This window comes from Bacteroides caecigallinarum (assembly GCF_016902295.1).
In the GTDB taxonomy this organism is placed as follows: domain Bacteria; phylum Bacteroidota; class Bacteroidia; order Bacteroidales; family Bacteroidaceae; genus Phocaeicola; species Phocaeicola caecigallinarum_A.
Genome location: NZ_JACJLQ010000030.1, coordinates 15,065 through 33,896 on the forward strand (window position 1 = coordinate 15,065; position 18,832 = coordinate 33,896).

General features: G+C 43.4%; 16 protein-coding genes and 1 pseudogene. 11 read left to right on the forward strand and 6 right to left on the reverse strand.

Translation table 11 applies throughout. From position 1 onward, the window contains the following. Positions 1-17: 17 nt before the first annotated feature. Genes H6A27_RS10540 through H6A27_RS10555 form a run of 4 tightly spaced genes read right to left on the reverse strand, consistent with a single transcriptional unit; the run spans position 18 to position 5,713 of the window. Entirely contained in the window at positions 18-659 is a 642-nt protein-coding gene (locus H6A27_RS10540; protein ID WP_204508651.1) for a DUF1847 domain-containing protein, read from the reverse strand. A gap of 9 nt (positions 660-668) precedes the next feature. Continuing rightward, positions 669-2,804, reverse strand: a complete 2,136-nt coding sequence (locus tag H6A27_RS10545; RefSeq protein WP_204508652.1) for a Tex family protein — start codon at positions 2,802-2,804, stop codon at positions 669-671. 7 nt (positions 2,805-2,811) lie between these two features. Then, entirely contained in the window at positions 2,812-4,056 is a 1,245-nt protein-coding gene (locus H6A27_RS10550) for a GTP-binding protein (RefSeq protein WP_204508653.1), read from the reverse strand. Beyond that, positions 4,049-5,713 (reverse strand): AMP-binding protein, encoded by a 1,665-nt coding sequence (locus H6A27_RS10555; protein ID WP_204404028.1) that lies wholly within the window; start codon positions 5,711-5,713, stop codon positions 4,049-4,051. Before H6A27_RS10555 ends, H6A27_RS10550 begins: the two co-directional genes overlap by 8 nt. A gap of 225 nt (positions 5,714-5,938) precedes the next feature. Between H6A27_RS10555 and H6A27_RS10560 the strand changes: the two genes are divergently transcribed. The 3 genes from H6A27_RS10560 to H6A27_RS10570 are packed head-to-tail and all read left to right on the forward strand — an operon-like array spanning position 5,939 to position 8,274. After that, the gene (locus tag H6A27_RS10560; protein WP_204508654.1) at positions 5,939-6,244 is read left to right on the forward strand and encodes a DUF4286 family protein; all 306 of its coding nucleotides are present in this window, start codon (positions 5,939-5,941) and stop codon (positions 6,242-6,244) included. Further along, positions 6,241-6,816, forward strand: a complete 576-nt coding sequence (gene ruvC / locus H6A27_RS10565; protein ID WP_204404024.1) for a crossover junction endodeoxyribonuclease RuvC — start codon at positions 6,241-6,243, stop codon at positions 6,814-6,816. Before H6A27_RS10560 ends, ruvC begins: the two co-directional genes overlap by 4 nt. A gap of 12 nt (positions 6,817-6,828) precedes the next feature. Next, on the forward strand, positions 6,829-8,274 hold the full coding sequence (locus H6A27_RS10570) for an ATP-binding cassette domain-containing protein (protein ID WP_204508655.1): 1,446 nt from the start codon (positions 6,829-6,831) through the stop codon (positions 8,272-8,274). Between the two features lie 4 nt (positions 8,275-8,278). Here H6A27_RS10570 and H6A27_RS10575 read toward each other — a convergent pair whose 3' ends face one another. Beyond that, positions 8,279-9,436 (reverse strand): dicarboxylate/amino acid:cation symporter, encoded by a 1,158-nt coding sequence (locus tag H6A27_RS10575; protein WP_204508656.1) that lies wholly within the window; start codon positions 9,434-9,436, stop codon positions 8,279-8,281. A 17-nt stretch (positions 9,437-9,453) separates the two neighbouring features. Further along, positions 9,454-9,942, reverse strand: coding sequence for a pyridoxamine 5'-phosphate oxidase family protein (locus H6A27_RS10580; protein WP_204508657.1), 489 nt, complete (start codon positions 9,940-9,942; stop codon positions 9,454-9,456). A gap of 82 nt (positions 9,943-10,024) precedes the next feature. Here H6A27_RS10580 and H6A27_RS10585 point away from each other — a divergent pair, with 82 nt between their 5' ends. The 8 genes and pseudogenes from H6A27_RS10585 to H6A27_RS10620 all read left to right on the forward strand — a co-directional run bounded on the left by H6A27_RS10585 (position 10,025) and on the right by H6A27_RS10620 (position 18,782). Beyond that, complete coding sequence (locus H6A27_RS10585; protein ID WP_204508658.1) at positions 10,025-11,692, forward strand: formate--tetrahydrofolate ligase; 1,668 nt, start codon at positions 10,025-10,027, stop codon at positions 11,690-11,692. 186 nt (positions 11,693-11,878) lie between these two features. Then, positions 11,879-12,499 carry a TetR/AcrR family transcriptional regulator gene (locus tag H6A27_RS10590; RefSeq protein WP_204508659.1) on the forward strand — a complete coding sequence of 207 codons (621 nt, stop codon included), beginning with the start codon at positions 11,879-11,881 and terminating at the stop codon, positions 12,497-12,499. A gap of 108 nt (positions 12,500-12,607) precedes the next feature. Continuing rightward, a complete protein-coding gene (locus H6A27_RS10595) occupies positions 12,608-13,888 on the forward strand; it encodes a TolC family protein (protein ID WP_204508660.1) in 1,281 nt (426 codons plus the stop codon). A 75-nt stretch (positions 13,889-13,963) separates the two neighbouring features. Beyond that, a complete protein-coding gene (locus tag H6A27_RS10600; protein ID WP_204508661.1) occupies positions 13,964-14,854 on the forward strand; it encodes an HlyD family secretion protein in 891 nt (296 codons plus the stop codon). A gap of 29 nt (positions 14,855-14,883) precedes the next feature. Beyond that, on the forward strand, positions 14,884-15,798 hold the full coding sequence (locus H6A27_RS10605) for an ABC transporter ATP-binding protein (RefSeq protein WP_204508662.1): 915 nt from the start codon (positions 14,884-14,886) through the stop codon (positions 15,796-15,798). 23 nt (positions 15,799-15,821) lie between these two features. Further along, positions 15,822-16,541: pseudogene (locus H6A27_RS10610) on the forward strand (ABC transporter ATP-binding protein); the annotation flags it as partial. Between the two features lie 5 nt (positions 16,542-16,546). Then, positions 16,547-17,653: an ABC transporter permease gene (locus H6A27_RS10615; RefSeq protein WP_204508664.1), complete on the forward strand. Its 1,107-nt coding sequence runs from the start codon at positions 16,547-16,549 to the stop codon at positions 17,651-17,653. 7 nt (positions 17,654-17,660) lie between these two features. Then, positions 17,661-18,782 (forward strand): ABC transporter permease, encoded by a 1,122-nt coding sequence (locus tag H6A27_RS10620; protein ID WP_204508665.1) that lies wholly within the window; start codon positions 17,661-17,663, stop codon positions 18,780-18,782. Positions 18,783-18,832 lie beyond the last annotated feature (50 nt).

The window sequence follows — 18,832 nt, forward strand, 5'->3', positions numbered from 1 at the left end:
ATGTTATTGCATAAAAGTTATTTTTGGTTCTTGAAGAACTTTTTGTTATAGTATGAATTTGCGGTATAGAGTGCCGCCACAGGGTTGTTGCCTGTCACTCGGTCTTTTGTTACGAGTGTAGTTACGTAGGCGTAGGAGTATTTGTAGAACAGGCTGTCGTGCCCCACACATAAGCCGATTACTACGTTCAGGTCAGTTTTTGCATTGTTCAACAGGCGTGCCTGCATTATAGGATTGCACATTGCCGGACCTATCTTCTCGCATTGTGCAGGTATTCCCATAGAAGTTTTTGCCTGTCCTGCTACCTTGCATATAACCGAATATGCCTCGAAACCGTTAGCGCGTAGTATTTTTGCGAATATATGTGCTTCGTTTATCAGGCCTATGCAATTAGCTATACCGATGCGTTTCGCGTTTATCTTTTTGGCAAATTCCATTATCTCCTGTACTCTTGTCCACTGGCAGTAACCTTCGTATTCCACCTCTGCGCTGGCAATCATTATCTGTCTGTTGTTGCCCTCGTCATATCTTTCAAGTGCCCATTCCTTGTCTTCTTCCGTCAAGGATGTGGTAAGACAGAAGTCCGGATATGTGCGGTCCTTGAATTTGCAGTTCTGTGTCCCGCAGTCCACGCATGAGTGTATTGTTTCCTTTTCCATAATATGAAATTATTTTATTCCCTTCATCGTGAGTTGTACACGCTTCCTTTCATGGTCTATCCCAAGAACCCTGACACGTACATGCTGGTGTATGCTCACTACGGTAGTTGGGTCGCTTACGAACTTGTCGGCGAGTTGCGAGATATGTACAAGACCGTTTTCCTTTATACCTATATCCACGAAACATCCGAAGTTGGTTATGTTTGTCACTATGCCAGGCAGTTCCATACCTTCACGGAGGTCGTCGATGGTCTTTACATCCTTGTCGAACTCGAATACCTTAATCAGCTGTCGAGGGTCTCTTCCCGGTTTGTCGAGTTCCTTCATTATGTCGTTCAGGGTAGGGAGGCCTACTGTGTCGGTGACATACTTTTCGATGTTGATTTTGCTTCTAAGCTCTTTGTCCTTGATAAGGTCGGCTACTGTACATTTCATATCCTTTGCCATCTTTTCCACTATGGCATAGCTTTCGGGATGTACGGCAGAGTTGTCGAGAGGATTGTTCGCTCCGGGTATTCTAAGAAAACCGGCACACTGCTCGAATGCTTTGGCACCCATACGTGGAACTTTCAGGAGTTCTTTTCGTGACGCGAACGGTCCGTTCGCTGCTCTGTAGTCCACAATGTTCTGGGCCAGTGAAGGACCCAGTCCGGATACGTACGTCAGTAGATGTTTGCTTGCCGTATTGAGGTTCACTCCGACAAGGTTTACGCAACTTTCCACAGTGCGGTCGAGCGATTCCTTCAACTTTGTCTGGTCAACATCATGCTGATATTGCCCTACGCCAATAGATTTAGCGTCAATCTTAACGAGCTCAGCCAGAGGGTCCATTAGTCGTCGCCCTATAGATACTGCTCCACGCACGGTTACATCATAGTCAGGGAATTCCTCACGGGCCGTTTTCGAAGCTGAATATATTGAGGCACCGTCTTCGCTTACTACGAATACTTGTATTTCGCGGTCGTAACGTTGTGAAGTGACAAAACGCTCTGTCTCACGGCTTGCTGTTCCGTTTCCTATGGCGATTGCCTCAATCTTGTATTGTTCAACGAGTTTCACAATCTTTCTTGCTGCCAGAGCTTCTTCCGATTTAGGCGGATGAGGATATATGGCTTCGTTATGAAGCAATGTTCCCTGAGCATCCAGACATACAACTTTACATCCTGTACGGAATCCAGGGTCGATACCCATTACGCGTTTCTGTCCCAATGGAGGAGCCAGGAGCAACTGTCTCAGGTTTTCGGCAAATACACGGATAGCCTCTTCGTCTGCCTTTTCCTTGCTTATGGCTGCAAACTCTGTTTCTATGGCTGGCTTTAACAGACGTTTGTAAGCATCCTTTACCGCTTCCGATACCTGTGACGAACATTCTCCGTTACCTCTTACGAACTGTCTTTCCAGTCTGTCTGTACATTCGTCTTCTTCTTCCGGTGATATTGTTACCTTAAGTATTCCTTCCGCTTCACCACGGCGGATTGCCAGCAGACGGTGTGACGTACAGCGTTTCAGTGGCTCGCTGAAATCGAAATAGTCGCGATACTTTGCAGCATCCTCATCATTCTCTTTGCCTTTCACCACTTTGGCTGTTATGATTGCCTGTCGTGTAAAGATATTTCTTATCTGATTCCTTGCCCTTTCATCCTCGTTCACCTGTTCGGCGATGATGTCGCGCGCACCTTTCAGAGCGTCTTCCTCGTCTTTTACATCTCCTTTAACGAATTGCGCAGCTTTCGTCATAAGATTGTTTTCGCGTTGCATCATCAGGATTATGGCGAGCGGTTCGAGTCCTTTTTGTCGTGCGGCTTCGGCTCTTGTTTTTCTTTTTGGCTTGAAAGGAAGATATATGTCCTCCAGTTCAGTAGAGTCCCAGCAGTTGTCTATTCTGTTCCTCAGTTCGGCAGTCATTTTGCCCTGTTCTTCTATTGTCGATATTATTGTTTCCTTGCGCTTTGCAAGTTCGCACAGTTTTTCGTATCTGTCGTTTATTTCGCTTATCTGCACCTCGTCCATTCCTCCTGTAGCCTCTTTCCTGTACCGGCTTATAAAAGGTATGGTTGCTCCGCCCTGAAGAAGTTTCAAAGTGTTTTCCACTCTGTGCTCCTGAAGTTTCATGGCGGCAGCTATCATCTTGATGAATTGTTCCATTAACTTCTTATTTTACCAGACATGAGTCAAGCTCTTTGATAAGCTGTTCTTTGTCCATGTCTTTGCCAATAAATACTATTTTCTGCATTCTGTCGCCGTATTTTTCATCCCAGTCTCTCATAAGCCCGGGTTCGCGTTCCATCATCTTACGGATATCGTTTTCGGGCAGAGTGGCATACCATAGTCCGGCTTCAGAGATTTGTTTCTGCTTTCCTGCCTGTTCGAAAAGGTATGACATTTCCATCTGGTCGCTGAAATAGCATACACCTTTTGCGCGAATGATGCTCTTAGGCCATTTTGAGGAAACGAAATAGTCGAATCTGTTCATGTCGAAAGGAGCGCGCCTGAAATAAAGTAATGTGCTTATACCGTATTCTTCAGTCTCGCCTCCTTCATGATGATGATGACCGCATGAACATTCTCCATCATGATGATGGTGTTCATCGTGCCCGCAATGGCATTCTCCGTCGTGGTGATGATGATGGTGGCATTGATGGTCTGTGTCTTCTTCGGATACATGCTTGCCAAGTTCCTGTACCCATCCTGCCGATGCGGCTACCTGCTCATACCTGAACATTGATGTGGATATTATCCTGTTGAGGTCAATATCCGCATAGTCGCATTCTATAATCTCTGCTGCGGGTTGTAGTGTCCTTACAATTCTGTGAATAGTATCCAGCTCTTCACGCTTTATCTCGGAAGCTTTATTCAGTAAAACTATATTACAGAATTCAATCTGATGGATTAACAGGTTCTCTATATCATCTTCCGACAGATTTCTGTCGGTAAGGCTTTCGGCACAGCAGAATTCATCTCTCATTCGCAGCGCGTCAACCACTGTGACTACTGCATCCAGACGTGATACTCCGTACTTGGTATAAGCACCTCCTAACTGAGGGATAGAGCAAATAGTATTCGCTATAGATTCCGGTTCGCATATTCCGCTGGCTTCTATAACAATATAATCGAATTTCTCTGTTTTCAGCAGCTCGTAAATCTGTTCTATCAGGTCGGTACGAAGTGTACAGCAGATACAGCCGTTCTGCAGTGCGACCAGACTGTCGTCGTTCATGCCTACCACGCCCTGACGCTGTATCAGTTCTGCGTCAATGTTTATTTCGCCAATGTCATTTACTATAACAGCAAATCTGATTCCTTTCTTGTTTGATAGAATCCTGTTTACAAGCGTTGTTTTACCGCTTCCCAGATACCCTGTGAGCAGCAGTACCGGAACTTCTTTCATTTTATCCATCTATATTCTGATATAAGAATCTCTTGATACTTTTCTTTGCAGTCTTTTCAAACTCTTCAGGATAAAGCTTTACCTTTGAGATTTGAGAGAATGCAGGAAGTGACTTGTTAAGTTCTATTCTGTTTTGTTCTATTGCTTCTTCAAGTTGTGTCAATGATAAACCGTGAGCGAAGGCATCATCACTGTCAGGATATACAAGTGCCACAAGTTTCTCACCATTCAGTATGATAAGTGACTCATTTACGTAAGGCATGTTGTTAAGTTTTGCCTCAATTTCTTCAGGATATATGTTTTGTCCTGTAGAAGTCAGCAGCATATTCTTGCATCTTCCCTTAATGAAGACATTTCCTTCAGCGTCTTTTATAGCCATGTCTCCGGTATGCAGCCAGCCGTCATTGTCGATAGCTTCTGCTGTAGCCTCCTCATTCTTATAATAGCCCAACATCACATTCGCTCCGCGGCAAACCAATTCTCCTGGTATGCTTTCAGGTTTATCGGAGAGGACTTTCGTTTCCATGTTCGCTACAGTCTTGCCGCATGAAGTAAACTGTATTTCGTCCCAACGGCTGTGGCATATAAGAGGGGCACATTCAGTCATACCGTATGCAATGGTATAAGGGAAATTGATTTTTCTCAGGAAAGCTTCTACCTCTGTATTGAAAGGGGCACCACCGATGACTATCTCGATGAAATTGCCACCGAATACTTCCATTGCTTGGAAACGAATCTGTTCCTTTATCTTGTCGCTGATGATAGGAAGATTGAGCAATAGCTTTCCAAGTCTGTTGTCAACATTTGGCAATATGTTTTTCTTGAATATTTTTTCTACGATGAGAGGTACACACGCTATTACTCGGGGACGTATTTCGGCAAACGACTCAGCGATGATTTTCGGACTCGGCATACGTGTAAGGAACCAGATGTGGGCCCCTGCTGTAATACCGTAGAGGAAATCGAATACGAGACCGAATATATGTCCTAAAGGCAGCATTGACACTATTCTGTCGCCAGGTTTCAAACCGACTTTGTCGTCAATGTGGACGACGTTTGATATAATAGACCTGTATGGCAGCATTACTCCTTTTGAATAGCCCGTAGTACCTGAAGTGTAGTTTATGACAGCCAGCTCTTCAGGAGTTTCCCTTCTGTAGGACACCTGTTCGGCTCTGAACCTGCATGGGAATTTTTTCCCGAATTCTTCGTTAAGATGCTCTCTGGCGTATGTCAGCTGTTCGGAACGGGACACTACGAGGTCGAAGTTTTTTAATTCTATGATACCTTCAAGATTAGGCATTGATGCCTCGTTCAGGTTTTCCCATATCTGGTCGCCGGCAAAAAGCATCCTTGCTTCCGAGTGGTTTACTATATGATGAATATTGTCTGGCTTGAACTCATGAAGAATAGGTACAGCAACCCCGCCGTATGTTATGATGGCCAAGAAAACCGCAGTCCAGTTTGCGCTGTTACGTCCGCAGATTGCAATTTTATCTCCTTGGTTTATTCCTGCATGCTGGAACAGAATATGCATCTTTTCTATTTTCCTTGCCACATCCTTATATTGGAGAGTAACTCCTTTATAGTCTGTGAGGGCATTACCGTCCCAATTCTGTTTAATGCTTTTCTCTACTAATTCTATAAAGCTGTTGTTTAATTCCATGTCAAATTGTACACAATTCGTGATATTCTGTGCAAAATTAGTAAAAGTTGCTTTAACGTAGGCATGGTACGTTTATTTATTTTTAATTATTCCTGTCAATTCTGTATAAAATCCTATCTTCAGATAAGATGGGTTGCACCTCGGAATTAAAAGTCGAAAACCATGTTTTCACTTTGTACTTCTCTCGGTTTGCACTATCTTTGCAGAGTTTAAAAAATAATGGTTATGCTTATTTACAATACTACTTATCATGTTGAGATAAATGATGCCAGAAACTTTGTCATCTGGTTGAACGAGTGTTATATTCCGGAAGCAGAAAAGACTGGCGAACTCCATAATCCGCGTATTCTTCGTATCCTTAGCCATAAGGAGCAGGAAAGCGAATGCTTTTCTCTTCAATGGGAAGTGGAAGATAGTGCTGTTCTCCATAGCTGGCATACAAAGTGTGGTGCCCGTCTGAACGATGAGATGCTGAAAATATTCAAGGATAAGGTTATAGGTTTTCCTACTTTGATGGAGGTTATAAAGTGATTCAGCCGGTTAAGGAGAAAATAATATTGGGAATTGACCCTGGCACAAATGTTATGGGATATGGCGTTATCAAGGTCATCGGAACTAAAGCCGAGGTTGTGACATTAGGCGTTATAGACATGCGTAAGATTTCCGATCCGTATCTTAAACTGAAACATATTTACGAGAGAGTTCATGGAATTATAAATTCATATTTGCCTGATGAACTTGCCATCGAGGCTCCTTTCTTCGGAAAGAACGTACAGTCTATGCTAAAATTGGGCAGGGCACAGGGGGTGGCTATTGTGGCGGCTCTGTGCAGAGATATTCCGGTTACTGAATATGCTCCGTTGAAGATTAAAATGGCCATTACCGGTAACGGTCAGGCAAGTAAGGAGCAGGTAGCGGATATGCTTAGACGTATGCTTAAGATAAGGAAAGAGGATATAGGACCTTTTATGGATGCTACGGATGCGCTGGGTGCGGCATATTGTCATTATCTGCAAATGGGACGACCGGAAATTCAAAAATCATATTCCGGATGGAAAGATTTCATTGCGAAAAATCCTGATAAGGTGGTGAAGAAAATTTAAAAACAAAAAACAATGCAACAACGAGTTATTTCAGTGGTTAATGGTGTGACACGCCATCCACTATACAGAATGCAGAAACCGGTGGATTTCTGTCTTAATGCAGGCGAACAGCTGGCTGTGGTAGGTCCCAACGGTGGTGGTAAAAGTATTCTTATAGATATTATTACAGGAAAATATCCTTTGCTTATGAACGCGGTGGCATACGATTTCTCACCTTCAAGTTCAAATCTTGTTTCTGACAATCTTAAATATATTACTTTCCGCGATTCATACGGTGATGCCGACGGCGGTTACTATTATCAGCAGAGATGGAACTCACAGGATATGGAGAATATTCCTGTGGTGGGCGAACTACTGCCTGAATGTAAGGATGAGGGGCTGAAAGAAAGCCTTTACAAACTTTTCAAGATAGGAGATATGCTTGAAAAACCGATAATCATGCTTTCGAGCGGGGAATTGAGAAAATTCCAGCTCACAAAGACATTATTGTCAGGACCGAGAGTCTTGATAATGGACAATCCGTTTATCGGTCTTGATGCCGGAACGCGTGATTTGCTCAAGTCCCTTTTGGCAGAGCTTATCAGTGTTATAGGTCTTCAGGTGATTCTCGTACTATCGAAATCGGATGATATACCTGATTTTATTACTCATGTCATTACTGTGGAACACATGACTTGTGGTGAAAAAGTCACACATGCAGAGTATAAAGGTGTAGATGTCCCTTCCGTTATGTTGTCCGAAGAAAAGAGAAATGCCATATTGGATATGCCATACAAGGATAATCTCTACAAGGCAGCCAACGTAGTAAAACTGAACAAGGTAAGTATCCGTTATGGAGAACGAACAATCCTCCGCGACCTTGACTGGATTGTTAAATGTGGCGAGAAATGGGCATTGAGCGGCGAGAACGGTGCCGGAAAGTCAACTCTTCTTAGCTTGGTATGTGCCGATAATCCTCAGAGCTATGCATGCGATATCACTCTGTTCGACCGCAAGCGCGGCAGTGGTGAGAGTATTTGGGAAATAAAGAAACATATAGGCTATGTGAGTCCTGAAATGCACAGGGCATACCTCAAGAATATTCCTGCCATCGACATTGTGGCAAGCGGACTTCATGACTCCATAGGGCTTTACAAGCGTCCAAAGGAAGAGGAAAGAGAAGTATGTCTGTTCTGGATGGATATATTCGGAGTGAAACAGTTGGCAGACAGGAGCTTCCTGCAGTTGTCGAGCGGAGAACAGAGACTTGTGCTGCTGGCGCGTGCTTTCGTCAAAGACCCTGAACTGCTGATACTCGACGAGCCGCTTCATGGTCTTGACCTTTACAACCGTCGTCTGGTGAAGGACGTAATTGAAGCTTTCTGTCGTAGAAACGACAAGACCATGATTATGGTTACCCATTACAAGGAAGAACTTCCTGCCTGCATTACCGATTCATTGTATCTGGTAAGAAACTGATTTCTTATTTTCTGAACCATCGGTCTATAATTACAGCCAACGCTCCGTCGCCTGTTACATTGCAGGCTGTTCCGAAACTGTCCATGGCAATATACAGAGATATCATCAGTGCTTGGGCGTTGTCATCGAATCCAAGCATTGATGACAGTATTCCCAATGAAGCCATGATTGCTCCGCCCGGCACTCCCGGAGCCGCAACCATAGTTATTCCCAACATGAAGATGAATCCTGACATCATCTTGAAGTCGTATGGTATGCCTTGCATCATCATCAGCGCGAGGGCACATGCCACAATTTTCATCGTGCTGCCGGAAAGATGTATCGTTGCGCATAGCGGTATCACGAATCCTGCTGTATCCTCATTTACTCCATTCTTGATTGTTTGTTTCAGCGTTACAGGTATGGTTGCGGCAGACGACTGTGTGCCAAGTGCGGTAAAATATGCTGGCATCATGTTGGCAAGCATTCTGAACGGGTTTTTGCCGGCTATAATTCCGGCTATTATATACTGGAATATGAGTAACAGTATATGCAGGATGAAAATAATTCCTATAATCTTGATAAACACGCTCAGTACACTGAACACCTGGCCTGAATGCGTCATGTTGAAAAAAATGCCGAAGATATAAATCGGCAGGAGAGGGAGAATAACCTTCTGGATGGTTTTCACAATAATATCCCTGAAATCTATAAAGACATTTTTCAGATAGCTTGTATTTAGATTTGCCATTCCCAGACCAAGGGTGAAAGCCATGACAAGAGCTGTCATAACGTTAAGCGGCTCCGGAATGTCTATAGTGAAGAATGGTACCACACCTTTGGCCTCACTTATTTCCGAAAGCGGAATGTCTCTTGTTATAAGTTTCGGAAAGAAAGTCTCGCCGACGGCGTACGAGGTAAATCCGGAAAATAGTGTCGCTCCGTATGCGAGCAAAGCTGTAACGGCAAGCATTTTTCCTGCCCCTTTACCGATGTCGGCTATGGCAGGTGCCACAAGTCCAACAATTATCAGAGGAATGATGAATGCCAGAAATTCACTGAACAGTCCGTTGAATGTGACGAAAATTCTTACTGGCAGGGCGGGCGATATTATTCCGGCGCCTATACCTAATACTATGGCAATAATGATTTGTGCCAACAGTCCGGGCTTTTTTAGTTTCATGGTTTTGGCTTTTGAAATTAAAAAGTTGCTTTACATTTTGCGCTCATGCTTTCTATGTCAAGTCTTATGATTTCAATTCTATGGAAATTTCTGTTGGCATATTCCATTCCTGCAATCCTGTTGTCTTTGCAGTATTTGCTTATCAGGAGAGAAAGTGCAGACATTCGTTCTGCTTCATGCAGGCTGTGATGGGCGGTACATTTCATTATCACGCTTTCATATCCTGTAGTGAAGTTCTCGGGATTCATTTTTGTTTTTCCCACTACGCAGAATGACACATTGTGATTGGCGTCAATGCACCTTAGCTTTTTGCCTACCGGAGAGCATTGGATATATATCGAGTTTCCTCTGTCCCAGACGTAATTCAATGGCACCCCGTATGCGTTGTCGCCGTTATCGGCTACCATTGACAAAATGCCATATTCACCTTCCTTTAATATATCATAGATACGCTTATTGTCGTTCGATATATTCCCGCAACCTTCTATTTTATTACTAATTTCCATATATAGTGAGTATTACTTCGTTGTTTTGATTACAAATATATAGTTTTTTTTCGTATCTTTGCACACATCTAAAAATATGAATATGAAATCAGACATAGAAATCGCACGCAGTATAGAACTGACAAAAATCAAGCAGGTTGCATGCAACTTCGGTATGCCGTTGGAGTACGTCACTCATTATGGTCGTTACATGGCCAAAGTATCTGAAGAAATCATTGATGATGAAAAAGTAAAGAACAGTAACCTTATTCTGGTTACAGCCATCACTCCTACAAAGGCCGGTATCGGTAAGACTACCGTATCCATAGGTCTGGCATTGGGACTTAACAGAATAGGCAAGAAAGCCATCTGTGCCTTGCGCGAGCCGTCACTCGGACCATGTTTCGGTATGAAAGGTGGTGCGGCAGGAGGTGGCTATGCACAGGTCCTTCCGATGGAGAAAATCAATCTCCACTTTACCGGCGATTTCCACGCCATTACTTCCGCCCATAACATGATTGCGGCACTCCTCGACAACTATATGTATCAGAACCAGGATAACGGTTTTGCCATGAAAGAAGTGTTATGGAACAGAGTTCTCGATGTTAACGACCGTGGATTGAGATATATCATTACAGGGCTTGGAGGTAAGTCGAACGGTATCACACGCGAATCAAGTTTCGATATTACTCCCGCGTCAGAAATCATGGCTATTCTTTGCCTTGCCAAAGATGAGGATGACCTTCGCCGCAGAATAGAAAATATCCTTCTTGGTTTCACTATCGACAACAAACCTTTCACAGTGAAAGACCTTGGAGTGGCAGGTGCCATTACAGTACTGCTTAAAGATGCTCTTTCACCTAACCTGGTACAGACTACAGAGGCTACTCCAGCATTCGTTCACGGAGGTCCGTTTGCGAATATCGCCCATGGATGTAACTCTGTTCTCGCTACAAAACTTGCAATGACTTTTGGTGATTACGTAGTGACAGAAGCCGGCTTCGGTGCCGACCTGGGAGCTGAGAAATTCTATGACATCAAGTGCCGTAAGGCAGGTCTGCAGCCTAAGCTTACTGTCATCGTAGCTACAGCTCAGGGATTGAAAATGCACGGAGGTGTAGATATCGACAAGATAAAAGAGCCTAACCTTGAAGGTCTGAAAGAAGGTATAAAGAACCTTGACAAGCATATCGAGAATCTTCAGTCATTCGGTCAGACTGTTGTCGTGGCATTCAACCGCTATGCAAACGATACTGAGGACGAAATCGACTTCGTTCGCCAGCATTGCAACGAAATGGGAGTTGGCTTCGCTGTCAATAACGCGTTTGCCGAGGGTGGTGCAGGAGCAGTAGAGCTTGCAAATCTTGTGGTTGACACAATAGAAAATCATCCTTCAGAACCTCTTACATTCGCTTACGATGAAAACGATTCTGTTGAGGTTAAGGTTACTAAAGTCGCTTGCGGACTTTATGGAGCTAAACAGGTATTGTTCGGTCCTGCTGCAAGAAAGAAACTCAAGATGATAGAGGAACTTGGTTTCAGTCATTTCCCTATATGTATTGCCAAGACACAGTATTCATTCTCTACCGATCCGAAACTGTATGGAGTGGCTTCAGGATTCAACTTCGCGGTACGCGATATAGTAATCAATGCCGGTGCCGAGATGTTGGTAATCGTTGCCGGTGAAATGATGCGTATGCCGGGATTGCCTAAGGAACCACAGGCACTTCACATTGATATCGTTAACGGTGAAATAGAGGGCTTGTCTTGATTTTGAAGTTAAAGTAGTTAAGAAGTTAAATGAATTTACAGCACGGATTGAGTGCTTGAATATTATAAAATCTGCCATGGGTGTTATGCTCTTGGCAGATTTTTTTTGCACATTTTCATTGTTTTATTTGGATATATTAATCGGATAATTTAATTTTATGATTAAAATAATAATTAACAATTATCAATGAATAAAGACAAAGCAAATATGGAGCAGAAAATCCTTGAGGCAGCCGAGAAACTGTTTATGGAACAAGGATTTGCTTCTACTACCACAGCCAAGATAGCTAAAGAGGCTGGTTGTAATCAGGCATTGGTGCATTATTATTACCGTACGAAGGAACTGCTGTTTGAAAGAATCTACAAGGAGAAAATGCAGCTCATGGTAAATAGCATTACAAACATAAATACTTCAGGTTCTACATTTGAAGAGAAAGTTGTAGGTGTTATCAATGCACATTGGGATTTTCTTACAAAAAATCCTTTGATAGTATGGTTTGCCTTGCGCGAGAACCTGAATGGTTCAACAGCACTGGTAAATCTTTTTATTAAGGAAATAAGACCAAAGGCTGTTGATGCTTTCTCTAAACTTGAGAAAGATTTGAATACTGAAATAGAAAAAGGAAATATTTCTCCTATAACAATTTATGATTTATTGCTTACCATTATATCGCTTGATATAGCACACTTTGTCATACAGCCTTTTTATCAGATGATTGTTGGCGATGGGGAAACATCTGTGAAACATATTCTTGATAACAGAAAGGAAGAGGTGATAAAAACAGTGTTAGCCAGACTGAAAAAATAACTTTTAGTCTGATTTACGGATGAGGCTAGTATTGCATAGCCATAATCCGTTTTTTTAGACTATTCTATTAATTAAGTAATTAAATATTATAATTAATATTGCTGATGTATGAAGAAACTAACCATTACAACAATTGCAATTGCCTTGTCATCGCTTTGTTTTGCACAGTCACGCATAACAATAGAAGAATGCTACGGCAAGGCGAGGGAGAATTACCCTTTGATAAAACAATTGGGACTTGTGGAGAAAACCAAGGATTACAATATAGACAATGTAAGTAAGGGTTATCTTCCGCAACTGATGTTCTCTTCAAAAGCTACTTATCAATCGGACGTGACTAAAATCCCGATAGATTTGTCTGCTATTGGAATTCAAGGTGTAAATATTCCGCAACTCAGTAAAGACCAGTACGGTATTACGCTTGACCTCAATCAGACAATATGGGATGGCGGTGCTATAAAGTCGCAGAAAAACATTATCAGATCATCGTCTGAAGTAGAGAAGAACAATATTGAGGTGAGTCTGTATTCGATAAATGAAAGGATAAATCAGATATATTTCGGTATCCTGTTGGCGGATGCCCAGATATTACAGAATAAGTTGCTTAAAGAATTTCTTGATAACAGCTACAGTCAGGTGAGCTCATACGTCAAGAACGGTATTGCCAACCAGGCAGACCTTGACGCCATAAAGGTAGATATGATAAAGGCCGACCAGAATAATGTAGAATTTCTCACAACAAAGAATACATACATCACAATGTTGTCAAAGCTGATAGGTACAGAGATAAGTCTGGATACCGAATTTGTCAAGCCGTTGCCTGTCATTCCATCAGACAAAGGGGTGTTAAACAGACCGGAGATGAGTCTTTACGATGCACAGGTTTTAAAGTATAAGAGTGAATACAGCAATATAAATGCCGGATTGTATCCTAAATTAAGTCTTTTCGCCACAGGAGGATATGGCAAGCCGGGACTGGATATGTTCGAAAATAAGTTTGCGCCATACTATATAGCCGGGATAAAGCTGAACTGGAATATCGGCAATTTCTATTCCCTCAAGAGCCAGAGAAAACTCATACGCAACAATATTGATATTGTGGAAAACCAGCGTGAACTCTTTCTCTTCAATACCGATATAGACAAGACGCAGAAAGAACTTGCCATAGACAAATACATGGAACAGATAAAGTACGACGACGAGATTATCCGCCTGAAGACTTCCATCAGAAAAGCGTCCGAGGCAAAGATTGCCAACGGGACCATCTCCGGCACCGACCTTATGCGTGACATCAATTCGGAGCATGCTGCCATACAGACAAAGATCCTGCATGAGATACAGCTTCTGCTTTCCATCTATGATTTCAAGTATGTGATGAACGACTTTTAAATACTATTTAAATACCGTTTAAAAGCCTTTTAAAACACTTTGCAAAAACTTTTCAAAACATAAAAACAGGGAAACATGAGAAACATTCTTTCTATTATATCAGCAATGACCCTCCTGGCAGCATGTTCGGGTAGCGACAGTAAGTACGATGCTTCGGGAGTATTCGAAGTGACAGAAGTGATGGTATCGGCAAGAGTGGCCGGAGAGATTATGGAACTTGATATAGACGAAGGTACGGAAGTTACAGCAGGTAAGCCTGTGGGATATATTGATACCGTACAGCTTTATCTTCAGAGGCTTCAGCTTGAGGCTAATGTTAAGGCTGCTGAAAGCCGTATATGCGATGTGGATAAACAGACAGCAGCCATACGCCAGCAGATTGCCACGCAGAAAAAAGAACAGACCCGATTCGAAAATCTAGTCAACGCCAATGCAGGAAACCGCAAGCAGCTGGACGATATCACTGCAGCCATCAATCTCTTGGAGAAGCAGTTGGACGCACAGACTGAAACATTGAGAAACAGTAATGCCAATGCCAAAGCCCAGGCAGAAGCCTTGAAGGCTCAGATAGCGCTTACGAACGATATGATAAGTAAAAGTACTATCGCATCACCGTTTGACGGAACGGTCATGGCCAAGTATGTAGAGAAAGGCGAGCTTGCAGTTCAGGGACGCACCCTGTTCAAGGTGGCAAATATCAACGATATGTATCTGAAAGCCTATATTACATCCGGACAGATTACCGGTCTGAAGATAGGTCAGGAAGTAAAGGTGTTTGCCGATAGCGGCGACTCCGACAGAAAGGAATACCGCGGGGTAATCTCATGGATTTCCGATAAGGCAGAGTTTACTCCGAAGACCATTCAGACACGCGATGAACGCGCAAACCTTGTATATGCCGTCAAGATTAAGGTACAGAACGACGGATATATCAAGCGCGGAATGTATGGGGAGGTGAGTTTTTAATTTTTAATTATTAATTTTTAATTCAAAAAATGCCCTCAGTATCAGTATCCCGATTATCAAAATCATATAATTCAATAAAGGCTCTTGACGATGTCAGCTTTGATGTTCCGAAAGGCGAACTCTTCGGTATCATAGGTCCGGACGGAGCGGGGAAGACTACACTCTTCCGTCTTCTCACCACACTGATATTGCCGGACGGTGGCAGTGCCGTGATTGAAGGTCTTGATGTGGTGAAGGACTATGCCGCAGTACGGCATATAATAGGGTATATGCCCGGGAAATTCTCTCTGTATCAGGACTTGACCGTAGAGGAAAACCTGAATTTCTTTGCTACGGTTTTCAATACTACTGTAAAGGAAAATTACCATCTGATAGAAGATATCTATAAGCATATCGAACCCTTCAAGACTCGCCGGGCCGGAAAACTGTCGGGAGGTATGAAGCAGAAGCTGGCACTTAGCTGTGCCCTTATCCATAAACCGAAAGTCCTCTTCCTTGACGAGCCTACAACAGGAGTAGACCCCGTATCAAGAAAGGAATTCTGGGAAATGCTTCTGAAACTGAAGAGTCAGGGTATTACCATCATAGTGTCTACACCGTATATGGACGAAGCCAGACTTTGCGATAGGATAGCACTCATGCAGAACGGAAATTTCCTTCGTATAGACTCGCCGGAGAATATTATAGCATCCTATCCGCAAAAACTATGGTCAGTCACATCAGACAATATGCACGGACTGCTGAACGACCTGCGTTCCTGCCCGTATGTGAAATCATCATTCTCATTTGGAGCAAGCTATCATGTCACTATGGAAGAAAACATGACTGTTGCTATACTCAACGAATATCTGATTAATAAGGGATACGGAAATATTGATATAAGAGAAATAGAGCCTACGGTTGAAGACTGTTTTATGTTGATGTTAAAGGAGGAAGGGCAATGAAAGAAGAATACGTTATACAGGCCGAGAACCTTACCAAGAGGTTTGGCGATTTTACGGCAGTCGATCATATTACATTCAATGTAAGGAAAGGAGAAATCTTCGGTTTCCTTGGTGCCAACGGCGCCGGGAAGACTACAGCCATGCGAATGCTTTGCGGACTGAGCCGTCCTACGGAGGGCAAAGGAACAGTTGCAGGTTTCGATATAGACAGGGAACCCGAAAAGGTAAAGCGCAATATCGGCTATATGAGTCAGAAATTCTCCTTATATGAAGACCTGAAAGTATGGGAGAACCTGCGCCTGTACGGAGGAATTTATGGTATGAAGGATAAGGAAATAGCCGAAAAGACCGACGCTGTTCTCCGCAGCATAGATATGGAAACTGAGCGCGACACTATGGTGTGCGACCTTCCTTTGGGTTGGAAACAGAAGCTTGCATTTGCCGTATCCACATTCCATAATCCGAAGATAGTATTTCTTGACGAACCGACTGGTGGGGTAGATCCTATCACCCGCCGCCGTTTCTGGGAACAGATATACGGTGCGGCAGCAAGCGGTATCACGGTGTTTGTCACCACTCACTATATGGATGAGGCCGAATACTGCGACCGTGTCTCCATTATGGTTGACGGTAGGATAAAGGCGCTGGACAGGCCTATGGCGTTGCGTAACAAATTTGGTGTGTCGGACATGGACGAAGTATTCCGCATGTTGGCACGCGAAGCTACACGAAAAGGAGATTGACAGTTATGAAACAGTTTATTACATTTGTCCGAAAGGAATTCCTTCACATATTCCGCGATTCCAGAACCATGCTTATCCTCTTGGGTATGCCCATGGTGCAGATGCTTCTCTTTGGTTTTGCCATTACCACCGAGGTGCGAAATACCAAGGTTGCCGTGTTCGATCCTTCACAAAGCATGGAAACCAGAGCCATAAAGGAACGTTTCGATGCCAGTGAATATTTCACCATTGCCGAGGAAATTCGGGATGTGTCGCGCATAAACGATGTATTCAAGTATGGGGAGATAGGCCTTGTCATGGTGTTCAGCGATGATTTTGAAAATGAACTCCATCAGGGAGGCGATGCCGCCGTGCAGCTTATTACTGACGGTACGGAACCTAATCAGGCATCAATGATAACAGGCTATGCATCCAATATCCTCGCACAGAGCATGCAGGAATTGTCCGAAAGTAGCAGTGCCCCGTGCCGTATAATACCCGAGATAAGGATGCTTTACAATCCTCAGGCAGAGAGCGCATACAACTTCGTTCCCGGAGTAATGGGAATGATACTCATGCTTATCTGTGCCATGATGACCTCAATAGCCATTGTGCGCGAAAAGGAGAACGGCACAATGGAGATTCTCCTTGTATCACCAATGAAACCGATATATATCATCCTTTCGAAAGTAACACCATATTTCACTCTGTCACTGGTAAACCTTATAACCATACTCCTCCTTTCGGTCTATGTGCTCGGAGTACCGATAGCCGGCAGTCTGTCTCTGCTGTTTTTCGTATCGGTGATATTCATCTTCCTTGCATTGTCGCTCGGACTGCTTATCTCCAACGTGGTTAATACCCAGGTGGCTGCCATGCTCGTATCAGGAATGGGACTTATGATGCCGGTCATGCTCCTTTCCGGTCTGATATTCCCGGTAGAAAGCATGCCCATTCCGCTACAGTGCCTTTCTGCCATAGTTCCCGCAAGATGGTATGTCGATGCCATCAGAAAGATAATGATTCAGGGAGCAGAGATACAGTTCGTCCTGAAGGAGATAGGAATACTGCTTTTTGTCACAGTGGCCCTAGTGGCATTGAGTCTGAAAACATTCAAGAACCGTTTAAACTGAAATGTCTATGCTGAAATATTTGTTGGAAAAAGAATTCAAGCAGATAATGAGGAACAAGTTCATTCCCAAGATGATAATAGCCATGCCTCTTTTCATGATGCTTATCATGCCATGGGCTGCAAATCAGGAAGTGACGAATATCCGTCTTACTGTGGTTGACAACGACCGCAGCGTGACATCAGACGAACTGGTGCGCAAGGTGGTTTCGTCAGGATATTTTATCTTCCAGTCGGTGTCCGACGGTAGTGAGGAAGCCCTCAGGGATGTTGATGCCGGAAAGGCAGATATAATACTCGACATTCCGGACGGATTCGAGAAAGATTTACAGACTGAGAGAGTAGCAGGTGTGATGATTTCGTCAAACTCCGTAAACGGGACCAAGGGAATTCTGGGCAGTAGCTATCTTTCTACGATAGTCAATGATTTTGCTGCATCGCTGTCCGGAGAAATGATGATGTCGCAACCGGCTGTAACAAGTTCAGTGGGAAACTCATTCAGGATTATGCCCCAATACAAGTTCAATCCACACCTCGACTATAAAGTCTTTATGGTACCTGCCATAATGGTGATGCTACTCACCATGATAACCGGATTTCTCCCTGCGTTCAATATAGTGGGCGAGAAAGAAGCCGGTACCATAGAGCAGATAAATGTGACTCCAGCAAGCCGTATGCAGTTCATACTTGCCAAGCTGATACCTTACTGGTGCATAGGTCTTATAGTCTTTACCCTCTGTATGCTGCTGGCAGTGTTTGTGTATTCACTTATACCTGTAGGCAGCCTTCTGACGATATATCTCTTTGCTGTGGTATATATTGTTGCCGTATCAGGTATGGGACTTGTAGTGTCCAATTATTCTGATACCATGCAGCAGGCCATGTTCGTGATGTTCTTCTTCATAATGATATTCCTGCTTATGAGCGGACTTCTCACTCCAGTAGCCAGTATGCCGGACTGGGCACAGTATATAACCATATTCAATCCGTTGAAATATTTTATCAGCGTCATGCGTATGGTATATCTCAAAGGCAGCGGATTTGCCGAACTCGTTCCGTATTTCCTGTCCCTATGTGGTTTTGCCGTGGTGTTCAATGCTTGGGCGATATTGGGGTATAGGAAGAGGATTTGAGTATTATTTGTTAGTTTTTAGAGAAGATTTGAAGTAAAATAATTATACAA